Raw genomic sequence first — 17,697 nt, 5'->3', positions numbered from 1 at the left:
AATAGCGAGATCGTCGGTTGAGTCCATTCTCAAACCACCGTCTCGCCCAAAAGCGGGACGGTGCGCCATTAGGTAATTTCAAGTTTTATCGCCTCCTTAGAGGCGACCTATAAAGCACCTCCCTTTCGCTGGCCGGATCCGGCGCAGATCGGTTCGTTCTGGACTGAGAGCGCACGCCATTTCATTTCGATTCCCTGTCAGGTCTTTGGGCCGTAGGAAGATCGAGATGTCGGGGGCGTTCGGCCTTTCTGTCTCAACTGCTGCGGCTGATCGCCTGGCAGTTGTGGAAATGAAGAGGTATAAAAATGGCTTTGAAAATTCGCATTTCCTCCGCATTCGTCTCCCGTTTTAGCGCGCGGCATTTGAACCGGTGGCTACCCGGCCGTACCACGTCCCGGGCGGCGCAGACGACTGATCAGCATGAAACCAACGACTCCAGTGCAAACCATGTCCGCCAAGGCGTGTATGGGCTCCTCGTCGCTCCTCCGGAGCGTTATTGAAGATAGACGCAGCATGACGATGCGAATGAGCACTACTGCCCGGCAAGCGCGCCCATCCCGCCTGCAAACATCACTCCATGACGGCGGATCTGCTAGTGCGAGCCGCTAACAGATCACGCGCGTGTAACCCGTGCGAATGAAAGAAACAGGAGAACAAGCTTGAAATCAAATCGCCTGATCAAAGAGCAGTACGAGATACCGCCTAGTGCAGATATGCGTGGGAGTGGAGTTCTCGGTAGTGCATGCCTTGGTGATATCCGCGGCGCGCTTTTTCCTGACATCCAGGGCTGGCAAGTTCTAGGCGTACCCATCGGCGGGATCCGCGCCGGCCTCGCGACAACCACCGGTGCGAAGACGCGGGAAAAAGTGCGCGGCATTAAGATCGACAGTGTCGAGCGGATGGATCCCGCGCTGAAAGAAACTTGGCGGATGCCGCCACTCGATCAACCCGCGCCAGCCAACCTGACGCTCTTGAACAGGATCTGGATGATCGTTCTGCGCGCATATCTCGTCCTCGCAGCTGGACTATTGCGCTTTAAATTAGTCGAGCTGGCGTTTTAAACTGCCCCTGGTGTAGCGTTATGGCCATTCATCGCATTATCACTCCTTTGCTGCTGGTCTGTGTTGCGGCCAGCATCGGATTCCCTCTCGCCCGTGGGGCAGATGAAGAAAGCTGGAACGCCAAATTCCAGACCACCTACATCTGGCAGGGCAAGGCGCCATTCAATGCCGCCTACAGCGGACCCGACAGCCTCTCTCCGGAGCGGGCAAAAAGCTATTCCTTCACCGGGACCGCTTTCCTCGGTATGCGGCCATGGGCGGGGGGCGAACTGTATTTCAACCCGGAAGTGGCGCAAGGCGTCCCGCTCTCCAACCTCACTGGCCTGGGCGGTTTCACCAACGGAGAAATCGCCCGCACCGCCGGGCCTACGCCGACATTTTACGTGGCCAGGATCTTTCTGCGCCAAACCTGGGGACTGGGCGGTACACAAAATGCGGTTGATTCGGCAGCCAACCAACTCGCAGGAACAATAGATAGCCGCCGGATAGCGCTCACCATTGGCAAGCTTTCCGTAACGGACATATTCGACAATAACGCCTACAGCCACGATCCGCGTACCCAGTTTCTCAACTGGTCTCTCATGACGGCGGGCGCTTACGACTACGCCGCTGATTCGCGTGGCTATTCCTGGGGCGCAGCGCTGGAGTACTATCACGACGACTGGGCCTTGCGCGCCGGCCGCTTCATCCAGCCCAAGGTGCCCAACCAGCTTGCTCTCGATCAGAATATCTTCAGTCACTACGGCGACCAGATCGAAGTGGAACACGACCATACGCTAGCCGGTCAACCGGGCAAGGTGCACCTGCTGGCTTTCCGCAACCGCACTGTGATGTCCCGCTTCCAGGATGCGCTGGATTATGCCGCGCTCCACGGCGGCGTGCCGGACATCAACAATGTGCGTTACGGCAATCAGATCAAATACGGCTTTGACCTCAACCTGGAACAACAGCTCACTCCCGATGTGGGCGTGTTCGGCCGCGCCAGTTGGGCTGACGGCAAAACCGAAACCTACGCCTTCACCGAAATAGACAACTCACTGTCTGCAGGAGCAGTCGTCCAGGGCAGTGCCTGGGGTCGCACTCAGGACAGCATGGGCGTCGCGCTCGTGCAAAACGGACTGTCGCGTCAGCGGCGCGGCTATTTGGCCGCCGGCGGCATCAGTTTCTTCATCGGCGACGGCGCACTCAACTACCGTCCGGAAAGAATCCTGGAAACCTACTATAGCCTTGGGGCTGTAAAAGGCACCTGGCTTACCCTGGACTACCAATACATCCGCAATCCCGCGTATAACGCCGAGCGTGGGCCGGTTTCCATCGGTGCCGTGCGGCTGCACGGGACGTTTTAAAGGTCGAGTGATGGGCGGCTGGATGAATGCTGCGTGCACTATCCGCCAAACCACTTGACCAGGCATCTCTATACCGTCGTTTATCTTAAATTTCATCTTCGAGAGGTTATCTCAGGCAGCGGTTTGCTGGACACTGGGCATTTAAGTGAATCGTAAGGTTCAAAAGCTACAATGGCAGGGCAGGCATGCCTCAAAGCATGCTCCACGCACCTACCTCATGATGAAGCAATGCCAGGCGTGAATAGGGTCTCGACAGTTTTTTTGGGCTTTGTTGACGTTCGCAAAAACATTACAAGAAATCAATCCCATGACGAATGATATCAATCGCGCCCAGTTTCTGGCCGGTGGTGATTATGCCGTGCTCGCACTCCACGGCCTGCGCAGCACTCCGCTTGAACTGCAGCCGCTGCTCAAGGCGCTTCATCGCACCGGTTTCACGGTCGATGCGCCGCACCTGACAGGCTATGGTTTTTCCGCCAAGGCCAGCACAGGCAGTTGGCGCGATTGGCTGGATGAGGCGGTGGCTCGCTTCGACACGCTCGCCACCCGGTACAGCCAAGTCGCAATATGCGGTTTAAGCATGGGTGCCACGCTGGCGCTGGCGGTTGCCGTCGCGCGCAGCGGAGCCGTTGCGGCAGTCGGTGCACTATCCACCACCCTGTACTACGACGGCTGGAATACCCCCTGGTACCGTTTTCTGAGCCCGCTAGGCTATTTCACACCATTACGGCATCGCATGCTGATCCGCGAAACCTCACCCTTCGGCATCAAGAATGAACGTTTGCGCGAATGGATCGAACGCCAGGTAGCGGCGGGACCGATTTCCGCGGTCGGCGCTTCCGCCCTCTCACTGCCGGCACTGCACGAAGCGGAAAAACTGATGCGATACACGCGCCGCCACTTGCCGCAGGTCGTCGCACCCACGCTTATATTGCATTCCAGTGAAGACGACATCGCCAGTCTGAAAAGCGCCTATCTGGTACAACGCCGGGTACAGGCGCGCGATGTACGCCTGGTGCAGTTGCATGACAGCTACCACATGATCACACTCGACAACGAGCGCGAGCGTGTTGCAGCGCTCACCGTCGATTTTTTTCAGGCCAGCGCTGACGCCATGCAGCCCTTTGCTCCTCCGATCCACGCCCCGCTTATGCCCCAAAGAAAGAAACAGTGAACGATACCGAAAACCGCCTGTGCGACATGCTGGCTCAGCAACTTGAGATTCCCCGCGCGGGGCTTTCGCGCGAAACGACACTGGAACAAATCGGGCTCGACTCGCTGGCCACCATCGAATTCATGTTCCAGATCGAGGACAGTTTCAATATTCGTTTTGACCAAACCGGCGAGCCGCCGGTAACCGTCGGTGATGTGCTGGATCAGGTCACCGCAAAGCTCCAGCATGAGTGAACTGCGTCGCGTTGTCGTCACCGGGATGGGCATCGTCTCACCCGTCGGCAACTGGCCCGGTCCCCTGTTTGACAATGTAGCAGAAGGCCGCTCTGGGATACGGTTGCTGCCTGCGGGGGAACGCGCCTCGCCGGTACAGCTTGCCGCCTGGATCGACACACCCATCGACGATGCCAGCAAGGGGGCGCCGCCCGACCGGGTCACGCAACTGGCGCTGGCCGCGGGCCGCTATGCGCTGACCGAAGCCGGCCTGCTTGAACGTCCCGAGCTGCTGGCTGACATGGGCGTCCATCTTGGCACCGGCTCCGGCGCCAGCACCACCACCGACGAGGCGTTCTACCGTCTGTATGGGGAAAACCGCAACCGTCTCGCGCCGATGACGCTGCCACGCGGCATAAACAACGCGGCGGCTTCAGAGCTGGCTATCCGCTTCGGCCTGAGCGGCGTCAATAACACCTATTCAATTGCCTGCGCTTCCTCCAGCAGCGCCATCGGTGAAGCGCTGCGCGCCATTCGCCATGGCTATAGCGAACGCATACTGGCCGGTGGCAGCGAAGCATTGTTGACTTATGGCATCTTGCATGCCTGGCATGCGCTACGCGCCCTGGCCACTCCCGATGCCCAAGTGGAAGCATCCTGCCGCCCCTTTTCGGCTGATCGCAATGGCCTGGTATTGGGTGAGGGTGCCGCCTTTCTGGTGCTGGAAAGCCTGGCTTCGGCCCAGGCTCGCGGCGCGACCATCCTGGCTGAACTGGCCGGCTATGGGGCTTCTTGCGATGCTGCCCATATTACTCACCCTTCATCAAGCGGACAGGTCAAAGCCATTCGCCACGCGCTAACCGACGCTGGACTCGATCCAGGCGCAATCGACTATGTCAATGCGCATGGCACCGGAACGCCGGCTGGCGATGCCGTCGAAGCGGAATCATTACGTACGGTGTTTAGCGAACATCTGCACACCCTGCCGGTTAGCTCGAGCAAAGCGGTGCACGGTCACCTGATGGGTGCAGGCGGGGCAGTGGAACTGGCCATTGCCATTATCGCCATGCAAAAAAACGTGATTCCACCGACCGCCCACTGCCGGGTAACCGACCCCGGCCTCGGCATCGACGTGGTGGCGGAAGGCATGCGCCAGAAAACGCTGAGCGCAGTGCTCTCCAACTCCTTCGCATTCGGCGGCAGCAATGCCGTGCTCATTGCACGTCGGTGTGAGGAATGAACCCGTTGATTTTAGATTGTGATTTGAACAGCGTCCAACCGTCTCCGACCGCAGCCTTCCCTGGCCAGCTTATTGCGGCCGGGCAAAAAAGCTCTGCACATCTGCGAGCTCGCGGCTGCGCCGCATCGGCGGCAGGCTTTGCCAGATGCGCCGTCCGTAGGGTTTGGAAAGCAGACGCGGATCGCAGATCATCAGCACGCCGCGGTCGGCTTCGTCGCGAATCAATCGACCAGCGCCCTGCTTGAGGGTAATCACCGCATGCGGCAGTTGATATTCCATGAAAGCATTGCCGCCCGACTGATTGATATGACTGATACGCGCTGCCAGCACCGGATCGTCCGGCGGTGCAAACGGCAGTTTATCAATTACCACCAGGGACAGCGCTTCACCCTTGACGTCCACGCCCTCCCAGAAGCTCTGACTGCCAAGCAATACGGCGTTTCCGAGCTGACGAAAACGTTCGAGGAGTTCGGTGCGGGATTGCTCGCCCTGCATGAGAATGGGGTAATCAAGCGCGCTCTGCTCGAAGGCCTGTTGCAGCAGGCCATGCGCTTCTTTCATCGCACGCAGCGAGGTAAACAGCAGAAACGCCCTGCCCTGGCTGGCGGCAATCACTGGCAGCGCAGCCTCCAGCACGGCGCGAGTGTAGTTCGGCGTGTTGGGCTCGGGCATGCCAGGCGGCGCGTAGAGCATGGCCTGCCGGTCATAGTCGAATGGGCTCTCCCATGATGCGCTGGTTGCCTCCATAAGTCCGAGCTGCTTGCGGTAATGGGCAAAATCGCCTTTCACCGACAGGGTCGCCGAAGTAAAAATCCAGGCGCGGGCGCTACCCTCGATCTGCTTTGTGAATATCTCTGCGACCGACAGCGGCGTGGTGTTGAACCCCAATGCGTGGCTGAATGCTTCTACCCAGCGCACACTCTCGGCAGGTGCGGGCTCCTGCCATTTTGCATGCATGTTTGCCAGCTCGCGCCCGCGCTGCCAGCAGTTCTCCAGACCCGGTGCACGCTGCGCCTGCGTTTCCAGGTGTGCCACCAGTTCATCCAGTGCAGCACCCGCATCGACAAAAGCCGCTTCAAACCCGCTGCGGTCGCACACTTTTTCCAGCGGCCAGCGCCCGCTGTCCTCACTGAATACCAAACGCAAATCACGCGCTGCCTTATCCAGCTTTTGCGCCGCCTCGGGTAGTGCCGCGTAATCCTTGCACGACTGTATCGCCTCCAGCCGCGCGTCCCGTGCCAGTTCGACTAACTGACCGGTGGTCAGGGTTTCGCCAAAGAATAACCCGGCTGTTTCGGGCAGTTGGTGGGCTTCATCAAATATCACCGTATTGCATGCCGGCAGCAGCTCCGCCACACCTTCATCGCGCAGCCAGACATCGGCAAAAAACAGATGATGGTTGACCACCACGATATCCGCCTCCAGCGCTTTTTTGCGCGCTTCCAGCACAAAACATTTTTTATGATGCGGGCAATCGCTGCCCAGACAATTTTCCCGGCTGGAAGTGACGTAACGCCAGATATTGGCGTCTTCGGCCACGCCATGCAGTTCCGCCCTGTCGCCGCTGCGGCTGGATTCGGCAAAGCGGCTCACCTGTTCCAGGTGCGCCACATCTTCGCGCGACATGAAACGGCCTTCTTCGCGCGCACGTTCCAGATGGTAGTGGCAGACATAATTGGCACGCCCCTTGAGCAGCGCCACAATAGCGGGCACTTTAAGGGCAGCGCGCACCGTGGGCAGATCGCGCCGGTAGAGCTGGTCTTGCAAGTTTTTTGTGCCGGTAGAGATGATTACCTTGCCGCCATGCAGCAGCGCCGGGGCAAGGTAGGCGAGCGTTTTTCCGGTACCGGTGCCCGCTTCGGCGATGAGTACGCTGCGGGACTCGATGGTCTGTCCAATGGCATTGGCAAGTTCCAATTGTTGCGCGCGTACCCGGTAACCTGGAATGGCTGCTGCAAATACGCCGTCGGCGCTGAATACGGTTGCCAGGTCGTTCATCATGTATGGCTATTCGGGTGAGCGTGAATGGTAGCACGCCATGTACCCGACTTCACCTGCCAACGCACTTCTGCCGGATGCGCAAGCTCTGCCTGCATTCCGGGAACCTCTACAAATTCGAGCAAGGCCCTGCCGCGACGGAGATTGTGTTTCCGGAGTACCCTTTAAACATTCACAACCCAGGTCTGGGTACGCAGCATGGCACGGATGCGTGCTACTGCCTGGCCATGCAACTGGCATACGCGTGATTCGGAAACGCCCATCACCACACCGATTTCCTTGAGGTTCATTTCCTGCTCATAATATAGCCCCATCATCTGTTTTTCACGCTTGGGAAGACGGCCAATTGCGTCGATTACCGCGCCGCGGAAACCGTTGTCAATGAGGCTTTGCAACGGGTCGCTGGAAGTATCCATGTAGTGCCGGTCGAGGAAATTGCCATGCCCCCCTCCCTCATGAAAATCTTCGTAATACAGCAGTTGGTGCCCGCTTCCCTCGCACAGCATTAGCTGGTATTCGGCCAGGGTCAGTTTGAGATGTTTGGCAATTTCGGTCTGGCGAGGAGCGCGTCCCAGCAATTGTTGCAGGGTACTGATAGCCACTTCGATTTTGCGCATGTTCTGACGCGCGCTGCGTGGCATCCAGTCGTTGCTGCGCAGTTCATCCAGCATGGCACCGCGTATGCGCTGCACCGCGTAGGTTTCAAATTGTGCACCGTTGGTTTCTTCGTAGCGGTTAACCGCATCGAGGAGACCAATCATCCCGGCCTGCACCAGATCATCCATCTCGACACTGGGCGGCAATTTCGCTTTCAGGTGATAGGCCAGGCGTTTGACCAGCAGGGCATGTTGCACGATGTAGCTATTTTTGCTGGCGGCGTGACTGATGGCTGGCATGATTAAACCCTCCCACGTGGATTGACCGGGACGCAGGCCAGGGTGGGGGTAGCGTGGCTGGATGTCATGAGCATGCAGCAATTGACTGCTGCACGAAGCGCGTGGCGCAACGCATTGCGTATCGCGTTCAGGATCATTTTCGTCTCCCTTGTCCGTCTCGATTCGGTTTGCCAGTGGCATCACTGGTGGTACGAATATTGGCGTTTGTTCAGGGAACTGCAAATCGGCGCAGCACGGTATTTTTCGTAGGTAATGGCAGCCGCTTTCCTGTAAGCGTTTGTCTTACAAGATGAATATTTCGATCGTCTCAGCTCGTCGCGTGCAGCGCCACGAACCGTTTTACCATTTCAACATCTGCTGCCATTACATCAAACCGCTGCGGCAGGCGCTCCAGGCCTTCCATACTTGCCGGGCGCAGGGGGGCACGTCCCAGCGCCTCGTGGATGGCGTCTTCAAATTTGGCCGGCAGCGCAGTTTCCAGACACAACATGGGCGTGCCCGGTTCATGGTATTCCAGCGCAACCTTGAGGCCGTCGGCGGTGTGGGTATCAATCATCACGCCGTATTTTTCCCAGGTATCGCGGATCGTCTCCATGCGGTGGGCGTGATTGCTGGCGCCAGATAGCAGTCCGAAATCTGCCACTTTTTCAAATAAGCCTTCCTGGTTGACATCAAGCCCGCCACCCTGATCCACCGCGCTCCACCAGTTGCGCAGTTTTTTCCCGTCGCGTCCGCTCAGGTCGGCGACAAAACGCTCGAAGTTGGAAGCTTTGGAGATATCCATTGACGGGCTGCTGGTATGGTAGGTATCTGCTGCCCCGCGGGGACGATAGACGCCGGTCTTGAAGAACTCGTCGAGCACATCGTTTTCGTTGGTGGCGACAATCAGGTGTTTGATCGGCAGCCCCATCATGCGTGCAATATGCCCTGCGCAGACATTGCCAAAATTGCCCGACGGCACCGAGAAATTCACCTGCTGGTCGTTGCTGTGGGTGGCGGCAAAATAACCTTTGAAGTAGTACACAATCTGTGCGGCCACGCGTCCCCAGTTGATGGAATTGACCGCGCCGATTTTGTATTGCGCCTTGTAGGCATGGTCGTTGGATACGGCCTTGACGATGTCCTGACAATCATCGAACACGCCGTCGATGGCAATGTTGAAAATATTGGGGTCTTGCAGCGAGAACATCTGCGCGGTCTGAAAACGGCTCATCTTGCCGTGTGGCGACAACATGAACACGCGGATGCCGCGTTTGCCGCGCATCGCGTATTCGGCAGAGGAACCGGTATCGCCCGAGGTGGCGCCGAGGATATTGATGTCCTGTCCAGCCCTGTTCAGCGCGTACTCGAACAGGTTGCCCAGCAACTGCATCGCCATGTCCTTGAATGCCAGCGTGGGACCATTGGACAGGCATAGCAGGTGCAAACCCGGCTCCAGGGTATGCAGCGGCGTGATGTCTGCGGCGTTTTCGTCCGGGCGCGTGTTGCAGTACACCCCGGGGGTATAGGTTTTGTCGATAATGGCACGCAGGTCACCGGCAGGAATGTCGTCGGCATAGCGCGACAATATCTCGAACGCCAGCTCGCGGTAATTCATCCCGCGCATGCGTGCCAAATCATTGGCGGAAAACTGCGGATAGGTTTCCGGTAAATACAGTCCGCCGTCTGGCGCGAGACCGCCCAGCAAAATCTCGGTGAAAGTTTGTGCAGGCGCGTTGCCGCGCGTGCTGATATAACGCATGACCATGGTATTTACCTCAGGGGCATGTTTGCCGGCCCCGTAAAGATCACTTGCCCAGTTGTTCCAGGCGAATGCGCGCAATCTTGCCGCAAATCGCCGGCAGCGACTCGATTTTGGTCATCGCCGCGTTGATGTTCTTCTCCACGCTCTGATGCGTGAGCATGATGATGTCCACCTGTTCCTCACCCTCATGTGGCTCTTTTTGCATCATCGCGTCAATTGAAATATCCAGGTCAGCCAGGATGCGCGTCACATCGGCCAGCACCCCTGGCTTGTCTAGCGCGCGCAGGCGCAAATAGTAGGCTGTGCGGACTTCATCCATCGGCAGGATGGGTTCATCGGACAGCGCATCCGGCTGGAACGCCAGATGCGGCACGCGGTTGTGCGGATCGGCGGTGTGCATGCGCGTGATGTCCACCAGATCGGCAACCACCGAGGAAGCGGTAGGCTCGGCACCGGCTCCGGCACCGTAGTACAGGGTCGGGCCAACCGCATCGCCTTTGACCAGAATGGCATTCATTGCGCCATCCACATTGGCAATCAGGCGCCGCGCCGGGATCAGCGCGGGATGGACGCGCAACTCGATGCCCTTGGCGGTGCGTCTGGTAATGCCCAGCAGCTTGATGCGATAGCCCAGTTGTTCGGCGTACTTCACGTCAGCGCCGGTGATCTGGGTGATGCCCTCAATGTAGGCGCGCTCGAATTGCATGGGAATGCCGAACGCAATTGCCGACATGATGGTGAGCTTGTGTGCGGCGTCCACGCCTTCCACGTCAAACGTGGGATCGGCCTCGGCGTAGCCCAGACGTTGCGCTTCTTTCAGCATTTCGTCGAAACCCGCACCCTTGTCGCGCATTTCGGTCAGGATGAAATTGGTGGTGCCGTTGATAATCCCGGCAATCCATTCGATACGATTGGCGGTGAGGCCTTCGCGGATTGCCTTGATGATGGGAATGCCGCCGCCGACAGCGGCCTCGAACGCGACCATCACACCCTTCTTCTGCGCCGCCGCGAAGATTTCGGTGCCGTGGTTGGCAATCAGCGCCTTGTTGGCGGTGACTACATGTTTGCCGTTTTCAATCGCCATCAGGATCAGGTCTTTGGCGGGGCTGATCCCTCCCATCATTTCGACCACGATGTCGATATCAGGGTTGTCCACCACGGCAAACGGATTATTGGTGAGCGCCAGGCCAGCCGATGCGTATGGCCTGGCCTTGTCGAGATCGCGTACTGCCGCCATGGTCACGCGAATCTCGCGCCCGGCGCGACGGGTGATTTCTGTCGCATTGCGGCGCAACACGGTGAGTGTACCGCCCCCGACCGTGCCCAGACCCAGCAGGCCTACATTGATTGGTTTCATTACGGTTTTTTCCATTATTGTCAGTTGGCGGAGCCGTGCAGTTTGCGGTAGCGTTCGAGGTAGCGCGCAATGCGCTCGATGGCCTCGCGCAGATGATCCTCGTGCGGCAGGAATACGACGCGGAAATGGTCCGGCTGATGCCAGTTAAAACCGGTGCCCTGCACTACCAGCACACGCTCCTCCTCCAGCAGGTCCAGGATGAATTTCTGGTCATCCTGAATCGGATATACCCTGGGATCAAGGCGCGGGAACAGGTACAGCGCGGCCTGCGGCTTCACACAGCTCACCCCGGGTATGGCTGTGAGCAGCGTCCATGCCAGGTCACGCTGGCGCGTGAGGCGGCCTTCGGGTGCCACCAGGTCGTTGATGCTCTGATAGCCGCCCAGTGCGGTCTGAATCGCATATTGGCCCGGCACGTTGGAGCACAGGCGCATCGAGGCCAGCATGCCCAGCCCTTCGATGTAATCCTGGGCGTGGCGCTTGTCGCCAGAAATCACCATCCAGCCGGCACGATAACCGCAGGCGCGGTAATTTTTGGACAAGCCATTGAGCGTGACGCACAGCACATCCTCCGCCAGCGCGGCGATGGATGCATGGCTGCGGCCATCGTAGAGCACCTTGTCGTAAATTTCGTCGGCATAGATGATGAGCTGATGCTGGCGGGCGACTTCCACAATTTCCTTGAGCAACTCGGCAGGATACAGCGCTCCGGTGGGATTGTTCGGATTGATTACCACAATGGCGCGGGTGTTGGGTGTGATTTTGGCGCGAATATCCGCCAGATCCGGCATCCAGCCGGTGTCTTCGTCGCACACATAGTGGCGCGGCGTACCGCCTGCGAGGCTCACTGCCGCCGTCCACAGCGGATAATCCGGTGCCGGCACCAGCACCTCATCACCGGTGTTGAGCAGTGCCTGCATGGCCAGCACAATCAGCTCGGATGCGCCATTGCCGATGATGATGTCATCAATCTGTACTCCGGCGATATTTTTGCCCTGGGTGTAGTGCATGATCGCCTTGCGGGCCGCGAACAAGCCTTTGGAATCGCTATACCCCGAGGCATTGGGCAAGTTGACGATGACGTCCTGGATGATCTCTTCAGGCGCCTCAAAGCCGAACGGCGCCGGATTGCCGATATTCAGCTTGATGATGCGCTGCCCCTCCTCCTCCATCTGCTTGGAACGGGCGAGCACAGGCCCGCGTATGTCATAACAGACGTTTTCCAGTTTGGAAGATTTGCGTACCGGTCGCAACATGGGCGCCTCTATAATTTTCAACTTGATAATCCGTAGCAGTCTTTTTTCGGTTTGGTTCCGAAAAAAGCGGCGCATTGCTGCGCCGGCTCCAAAATGTATAATATTACCCGAGCGCAAGCCCCCGCCGCAATTGGAGAACCAGCTTGAAGTTCCATCTCGCCCAGCCCCAAGGACTAAACCTGTTCACTGGCTATGGCAACGATTACGTCATCATCAACGGTCAGCGCTATGATGCCCGCAGCCTGATCGTCACGCCCGACGAAATTATTGAAGACTGGCGTGTGGGCAATTTTTCCCAGCTCAACGAAAACCACTTCCAGGCCCTGCTCGCGCTCAAGCCGGAAATCGCGTTGCTCGGCACCGGCACGACATTATGCTTTCCCCACCCGCGTCTGTCTGCCTGCCTCACCAACGCAGGCATCGGTCTCGAAGTCATGGACACCGGCGCAGCCTGCCGCACCTACAATATCCTGGTGGCAGAAGGGCGGCATGTGGTGATGGGGTTGCTGATCGGCGTGAGTACCTGATTACGCACTGATCAGTTAATGCTCACGGCATGATGTCATTAAAGCCTTCAATCGCACGAAACCCTTCCACATCCTTGCGCCCTTCCTTGCTGTCCGGGCGGTATACCGAAAGCAAATGCGCAATGCCGTAACTTTGCGCGGCGCGCAGTACCGGCAGGCTGTCGTCCACCAGCAAGGTTCTGGCCGGGTCATAGCGTTCGGTGCTTTGCAGCTTGTGCCAGAAATCCGGATGTTCCTTGGGCAGGCCGATCTGGTGGGAAGTGATCAGCGCATCAAAATGGATGTCGAGCCGGGTGCACTGCATTTTCAAGGCGAGGCTTTTATGGTGGGCGTTGGTGACCAGGGTGACGCGCTTGCCGGCGGCACGTGCGGCTTGCAAAAATTCGGGCACCTGCGGATATACGGCAATGAGGTGTTGCACCTCGATTTTCAGCTGGGCGATGTCAAGCTGGAGTTCGCGGCTCCAGAAATCCACACAGTACCAGTTGAGCGTGCCGAGATGGCGCTGATAACGCCCGGCCAGTTCATCGTGCGCATCCGCCAGCGATATGTCGTGCAACTCGGCGTAGCGCCGGGGGACATGCTGGCGCCAGAAGAAATTGTCGAAATGGAGATCCAGTAAGGTCCCGTCCATATCGAGCAGAACGCTATCTATCGCCTGCCAGTCAAGCATGCCGCGTCACAACAGAGCGTCCTTGTTGACGCCGGTGCGTTTCAGCATGCGCCGCAAATGGTGCAGGGCTTCCATCTGGATCTGGCGCACGCGTTCACGGGTGACGTCGAGGCTTTCGGCCAGCTGTTCCAGGGTGTGCACATCCTGCCCGCCCAGCCCGAAACGCCGCTCAATTACCCAGCGCTGCTTGTCGTTGAGGTCACTCAGCCACAGGCGCACAAAGGCTTCAGTCTCGGCGTGCTCAAGCATGTCTTCAGGCAACGCGCTGTTGCCATCTGCAATGGCCTCCCCGATGGACAGACTGGGATCAATATCGAGCGGTGCGTCGAGCGATGCCACCCGGTCATTCAGGCGCAACATGCGTCGTACATCTTCTACCGGCAGCCCGACCAGATGGGCGATGTCCTCGTCACTCGGGTCGGAGGCGCCGTGATTTTCCAGATGACGGCGGGCGCGCAAAATGACGTTGAGTTCCTTGATGACGTGCACCGGCAGGCGGATGGTGCGCGACTGGTTCATGATGGCGCGCTCGATATTCTGGCGTATCCACCATGTGGCATAAGTGGAAAAACGAAATCCGCGTTCGGGCTCGAACTTTTCCAGCGCATGAATCAGTCCCAGGTTGCCCTCCTCGATCAGGTCCAGCAGTGCCAGCCCGCGATTGGCGTAATGCTTGGCGATATTCACCACCAGCCGCAGATTGTGTTCGATCATTTTTTGCCGGGCGTCAAAATCGCCCGCACGGGTGAGTTCGGCCAGGCGGCGTTCCTCAGTGGGGCTGAGCAATGCGTTGTGGCCAATTTCGTTGAGGTACATCTGCGTCACATCGGTATGCGCATCCTCGGTAAATCCCAGTTCGACCTCGGGCACTTCGGTCTGGGATTTGTCGTCCGGGATACCGGCGTAGTCTTCCTGCTCGTTGTCGTCATGCATCGCTATTTTTGTGCTCCGGGAAGATATTTCATCGGGTCCACCGGTTGGCCCATTTTCCTGATTTCGAAATGCAGCGCGACCTGATCGGCATCACTGTCACCCATTTCGGCGATTTTCTGCCCGCGCGCAACCGTCTGACCTTCTTTCACCAGCACCCGCTGATTGTGTGCGTAGGCACTCAAATAAATGGCGTTGTGCTTGATAATAACCAGCTTGCCATAGCCGCGCAAACCAGCGCCGCTATACACCACCTTGCCCGGCGCGGCTGCGAATATGGCTTGTCCGGCTTTGCCTGCTATATCCAGCCCCTTGCTGTTTTTGGCTTCGTCAAATCCGGCAATGACCCGGCCTTGCGTAGGCCAGATCCAATCAATACCCGTATCATCGGTTTCCTTGGCAGTCGCGGCCGGTCGGGATTGTTCTGCAGAGGATGCGGGCTCGGGCGCCACCCCGGACGCTGCCTCCGGTGTTGCGGGAGGCCGCGCGGCCGGCTGCGGCGTCCCGCCTTGTTCAAGCTGCGCCAATGCGGCGGCAGAGTAGGGCAATTTGACCGCCTTGGGCTGGGTTATCAACACCGCGCCGGTCGCTATCTGGGCCTGCGGTAACGGTTCGATCTTGAGGGGGATGGTCTGAACTGCTGATTCAGATGTCGTGACTTGCGCAATGCCGCTGCCTGGCTGCGGCGCACTCAGTTTCAACACCTGCCCGACACGGATCAGGTTATTGTCAGATAGTGCATTCCAGCTCGCCAGATCACGGTAGTCCAGGCCATATTCAAGCGCGATGCTGTAGAGCGTGTCGCCTTTTTGCACGGTATGGCTGTCCGGTCGCCAGTCATGCAGCTTTGCTGCGCCGGCGCGGGTAGTGGCGGACTTGATTGCCGGCTTGACAATATTGCTTGTGCCAGGCTGGGTGCCATCCACAACCGGCGCAGAATTCTGCGTGGCGCATCCTCCCAGGGCAAGGATCACAGCAACCAGATAAACCGGGCATGCAATCTTGTCGAATACCATCACGTCAGCGCACTCCGGGCAACAGTGGAACAAAATGTACCATTTCCAGCACCGTCTCCTGAAAACCTTCTGCGGTGCGCTCGATCAGCACCATTTGCTGCGTTTCACCAATACCTCGCGGCAATACCATGCGGCCGCCCTGCGCCAGTTGTTCCAGCAACGCCTGGGGGGGAGTGGGTATGGCGGCGGCAAGGATGATGCCATCGAAAGGTGCCACATCCTTTAACCCAATGCTACCATCGCCATGTTTAAGTTTGATATTGCCGATGCGTAGTTCGCGTATGGTACGACGCGCGCGCCCGAGCAGCGTGGCAATGCGCTCAACCGAGTACACTTCGCGTGCCAGCTTGGCCAGTACAGCGGCCTGGTAGCCGCAACCTGTGCCGACTTCCAGCACGCACTGCAGGTCGGCGCCGCCACGCAGCACCTCGATCATGCGCGCCACGCTATAGGGGCTGGAAATGGTCTGGCCGAAACCTATCGGCAGCGCGCTGTCCTCATAAGCCCGGATGGACAGTGCCTCATCCACAAAAATATGCCGGGGCACCATGCCCATCGCGGTGAGTACGTTGTTGTCCTTGATCCCCTGCGCACGCAGGCGCTCGACCATGCGCGCGCGGGTACGCTCGGAAGTCATGCCGATACCGCTGTGACGCGTCACGCTCATGCCTGCAACCACGCCCGCAGCGGCGCCAGTTGACTGAACTGGGTGAGATCCATCTGCAACGGCGTCACCGACACACGCCCATTCGCCACCGCATGGAAATCCGTGCCTTCGCCTGCATCCTGCGCCGCACCCGCAGCCCCCACCCAATACACCGTCTGACCGCGCGGATTGGTGGATTTGACCACCGGTTCGGCTTTGTGGCGGCGTCCGAGGCGGGTGATTGCGGTGCCTTGCAAGTCCTGATAGGGAATATCCGGCACGTTCACGTTGAGCAGTAGCGGTGCCGCAAAAGGCCGTGCCATGACACGTTGCGCGAGCTCGCTGGCAACACGCGCGGCTGTGGCATAGTTGCCCGCTGCATGGCTCGCCAGGGATATCGCCAGCGACGGCACCCCCAGTAAAAACCCTTCGGTGGCTGCCGCTATGGTGCCCGAATAAATAGTGTCGTCGCCCATGTTGGCACCGTGATTGATACCGGAGATAACCATGTCCGGCAGGTGATCGAGCATACCCGTAACCGCGAGGTGAACGCAGTCCGTGGGCGTACCATTGACGTAATAAAACCCGGAGTGCGCCTGGCGCAGCATCAGCGGACGATCGAGTGTGAGGGAATTGCTGGCGCCGCTGCGGTCGCGCTCGGGGGCAACCACCGTGATATCTGCGATGTGTGAGAGTGTATCCGCCAGGATGGCGAGACCGGGTGCAAAGTAACCGTCGTCGTTGCTCAGCAAAATGCGCATAGTGGACGGCTACTCTGAAATTCCCGTGAATTGCTTTCTAGAAAGGCATGACACCTGGGCATTGTTCTGGTCGGGGCGAGAGGATTTGAACCTCCGACCACTTGCACCCCATGCAAGTACGCTACCAGGCTGCGCTACGCCCCGAAGGCCGCGATTATAGCAGAGTCTGTAGCGCCTGGACAAAGACTGGAGCTAAAAAATCACAGGCGCAGCAACTCGACAATTTCCATCATTTCGCGACGCAGTGCTGCATAATCCGTTACCGATTCAGTCACCGTGGGTGCGGCCTCGGCGGCGTCGGATGTGGCCAGCACATCCAGACGATGGCGTGCGCCATTGATCGTGAATCCCTGCTCATAAAGCAGTTCCCGGATGCGGCGAATCAGCAGCACTTCATGATGCTGATAGTAACGACGGTTACCACGTCGCTTGACTGGTTTGAGCTGGCCGAATTCCTGTTCCCAGTAGCGCAGTACGTGCGGCTTCACCCCGCACAGTTCGCTGACCTCGCCGATAGTGAAGTAGCGCTTGGCAGGAATCGGCGGCAGTTGACTAGTTGGCTGATGTTCCGCCATGCGCGTCTTCTACCTGCGATTTGAGTTTCTGGCTGGCGTGAAAGGTCACCACGCGGCGTGCCGTGATTGGCATTTCTTCGCCGGTTTTGGGATTGCGGCCAGGACGCTGCGGTTTGTCACGCAGCTGAAAATTGCCAAAGCCGGAAAGCTTCACGGTATCGCCCGCTTCCAGTGCAATGCGTATTTCTTCGAAAAACGACTCCACCATGTCTTTGGCTTCGCGTTTATTCAGGCCAACTTTTTCGAACAGCATGTCTGCCAGTTCTGCCTTGGTCAGGGTCATGA

18 protein-coding genes and 1 tRNA gene are annotated in these 17,697 nt (G+C 58.5%); 6 read left to right on the top strand and 13 right to left on the bottom strand.

Annotation, left to right across the window (positions count from 1 at the left end; all coding sequences use genetic code 11):
* The first annotated feature begins 659 nt into the window (after positions 1-659).
* The 5 genes from GZH91_RS08510 to GZH91_RS08490 all read left to right on the top strand — a co-directional run bounded on the left by GZH91_RS08510 (position 660) and on the right by GZH91_RS08490 (position 5,033).
* Positions 660-1,061, top strand: a complete 402-nt coding sequence (locus GZH91_RS08510; protein ID WP_147073417.1) for a hypothetical protein — start codon at positions 660-662, stop codon at positions 1,059-1,061.
* Positions 1,062-1,081: 20 nt separating this feature from the next.
* Positions 1,082-2,407 (top strand): carbohydrate porin, encoded by a 1,326-nt coding sequence (locus tag GZH91_RS08505; RefSeq protein ID WP_147073419.1) that lies wholly within the window; start codon positions 1,082-1,084, stop codon positions 2,405-2,407.
* Between the two features lie 307 nt (positions 2,408-2,714).
* Positions 2,715-3,581, top strand: a complete 867-nt coding sequence (locus GZH91_RS08500; RefSeq protein ID WP_147073421.1) for an alpha/beta hydrolase — start codon at positions 2,715-2,717, stop codon at positions 3,579-3,581.
* The gene (locus GZH91_RS08495) at positions 3,578-3,814 is read left to right on the top strand and encodes an acyl carrier protein (RefSeq protein ID WP_147073423.1); all 237 of its coding nucleotides are present in this window, start codon (positions 3,578-3,580) and stop codon (positions 3,812-3,814) included. Before GZH91_RS08500 ends, GZH91_RS08495 begins: the two co-directional genes overlap by 4 nt.
* Positions 3,807-5,033: a beta-ketoacyl-[acyl-carrier-protein] synthase family protein gene (locus GZH91_RS08490; protein WP_198415437.1), complete on the top strand. Its 1,227-nt coding sequence runs from the start codon at positions 3,807-3,809 to the stop codon at positions 5,031-5,033. The genes GZH91_RS08495 and GZH91_RS08490 overlap by 8 nt, the downstream gene beginning before the upstream one ends.
* A 69-nt stretch (positions 5,034-5,102) precedes the next feature.
* Here the strand turns inward: GZH91_RS08490 and GZH91_RS08485 are convergent, their stop codons facing one another.
* The 5 genes from GZH91_RS08485 to GZH91_RS08465 form a co-directional block, all read right to left on the bottom strand.
* Positions 5,103-7,031, bottom strand: a complete 1,929-nt coding sequence (locus tag GZH91_RS08485; RefSeq protein ID WP_147073476.1) for an ATP-dependent DNA helicase — start codon at positions 7,029-7,031, stop codon at positions 5,103-5,105.
* A gap of 164 nt (positions 7,032-7,195) precedes the next feature.
* Complete coding sequence (locus tag GZH91_RS08480) at positions 7,196-7,927, bottom strand: RNA polymerase sigma factor FliA (RefSeq protein WP_147073425.1); 732 nt, start codon at positions 7,925-7,927, stop codon at positions 7,196-7,198.
* A 307-nt stretch (positions 7,928-8,234) separates the two neighbouring features.
* Positions 8,235-9,668, bottom strand: coding sequence for a threonine synthase (thrC, locus tag GZH91_RS08475; protein WP_147073478.1), 1,434 nt, complete (start codon positions 9,666-9,668; stop codon positions 8,235-8,237).
* A gap of 46 nt (positions 9,669-9,714) precedes the next feature.
* Positions 9,715-11,028 carry a homoserine dehydrogenase gene (locus tag GZH91_RS08470; protein WP_147073427.1) on the bottom strand — a complete coding sequence of 438 codons (1,314 nt, stop codon included), beginning with the start codon at positions 11,026-11,028 and terminating at the stop codon, positions 9,715-9,717.
* 20 nt (positions 11,029-11,048) lie between these two features.
* Complete coding sequence (locus GZH91_RS08465) at positions 11,049-12,284, bottom strand: pyridoxal phosphate-dependent aminotransferase (RefSeq protein ID WP_147073480.1); 1,236 nt, start codon at positions 12,282-12,284, stop codon at positions 11,049-11,051.
* Between the two features lie 143 nt (positions 12,285-12,427).
* Here GZH91_RS08465 and GZH91_RS08460 point away from each other — a divergent pair, with 143 nt between their 5' ends.
* The gene (locus GZH91_RS08460; protein ID WP_147073429.1) at positions 12,428-12,811 is read left to right on the top strand and encodes an Mth938-like domain-containing protein; all 384 of its coding nucleotides are present in this window, start codon (positions 12,428-12,430) and stop codon (positions 12,809-12,811) included.
* A 22-nt stretch (positions 12,812-12,833) separates the two neighbouring features.
* On the opposite strand, the gene yrfG is transcribed toward GZH91_RS08460, so the two are convergent.
* The 8 genes from yrfG to GZH91_RS08420 form a co-directional block, all read right to left on the bottom strand.
* The gene (yrfG, locus tag GZH91_RS08455; protein ID WP_147073431.1) at positions 12,834-13,484 is read right to left on the bottom strand and encodes a GMP/IMP nucleotidase; all 651 of its coding nucleotides are present in this window, start codon (positions 13,482-13,484) and stop codon (positions 12,834-12,836) included.
* A gap of 6 nt (positions 13,485-13,490) precedes the next feature.
* Positions 13,491-14,417 carry an RNA polymerase sigma factor RpoS gene (gene rpoS / locus GZH91_RS08450; RefSeq protein WP_147073433.1) on the bottom strand — a complete coding sequence of 309 codons (927 nt, stop codon included), beginning with the start codon at positions 14,415-14,417 and terminating at the stop codon, positions 13,491-13,493.
* 2 nt (positions 14,418-14,419) lie between these two features.
* Positions 14,420-15,430, bottom strand: coding sequence for a peptidoglycan DD-metalloendopeptidase family protein (locus GZH91_RS08445; protein WP_147073482.1), 1,011 nt, complete (start codon positions 15,428-15,430; stop codon positions 14,420-14,422).
* A gap of 4 nt (positions 15,431-15,434) precedes the next feature.
* A complete protein-coding gene (locus GZH91_RS08440; protein WP_147073435.1) occupies positions 15,435-16,097 on the bottom strand; it encodes a protein-L-isoaspartate(D-aspartate) O-methyltransferase in 663 nt (220 codons plus the stop codon).
* Positions 16,094-16,837, bottom strand: a complete 744-nt coding sequence (gene surE / locus GZH91_RS08435; RefSeq protein WP_147073437.1) for a 5'/3'-nucleotidase SurE — start codon at positions 16,835-16,837, stop codon at positions 16,094-16,096. Before surE ends, GZH91_RS08440 begins: the two co-directional genes overlap by 4 nt.
* A 67-nt stretch (positions 16,838-16,904) precedes the next feature.
* Positions 16,905-16,981 (bottom strand) — tRNA-Pro (locus tag GZH91_RS08430).
* Between the two features lie 56 nt (positions 16,982-17,037).
* Positions 17,038-17,412, bottom strand: coding sequence for a MerR family transcriptional regulator (locus GZH91_RS08425; protein ID WP_147073439.1), 375 nt, complete (start codon positions 17,410-17,412; stop codon positions 17,038-17,040).
* Positions 17,390-17,695, bottom strand: coding sequence for an integration host factor subunit alpha (locus tag GZH91_RS08420; RefSeq protein ID WP_147073441.1), 306 nt, complete (start codon positions 17,693-17,695; stop codon positions 17,390-17,392). The genes GZH91_RS08425 and GZH91_RS08420 overlap by 23 nt, the downstream gene beginning before the upstream one ends.
* Positions 17,696-17,697: the final 2 nt, after the last annotated feature.

The organism is Sulfuriferula plumbiphila, from assembly GCF_009938015.1.
In the GTDB taxonomy this organism is placed as follows: Bacteria; Pseudomonadota; Gammaproteobacteria; order Burkholderiales; family Sulfuriferulaceae; genus Sulfuriferula; species Sulfuriferula plumbiphila.
This window is presented reverse-complemented; position numbering and strand designations above follow the sequence as displayed.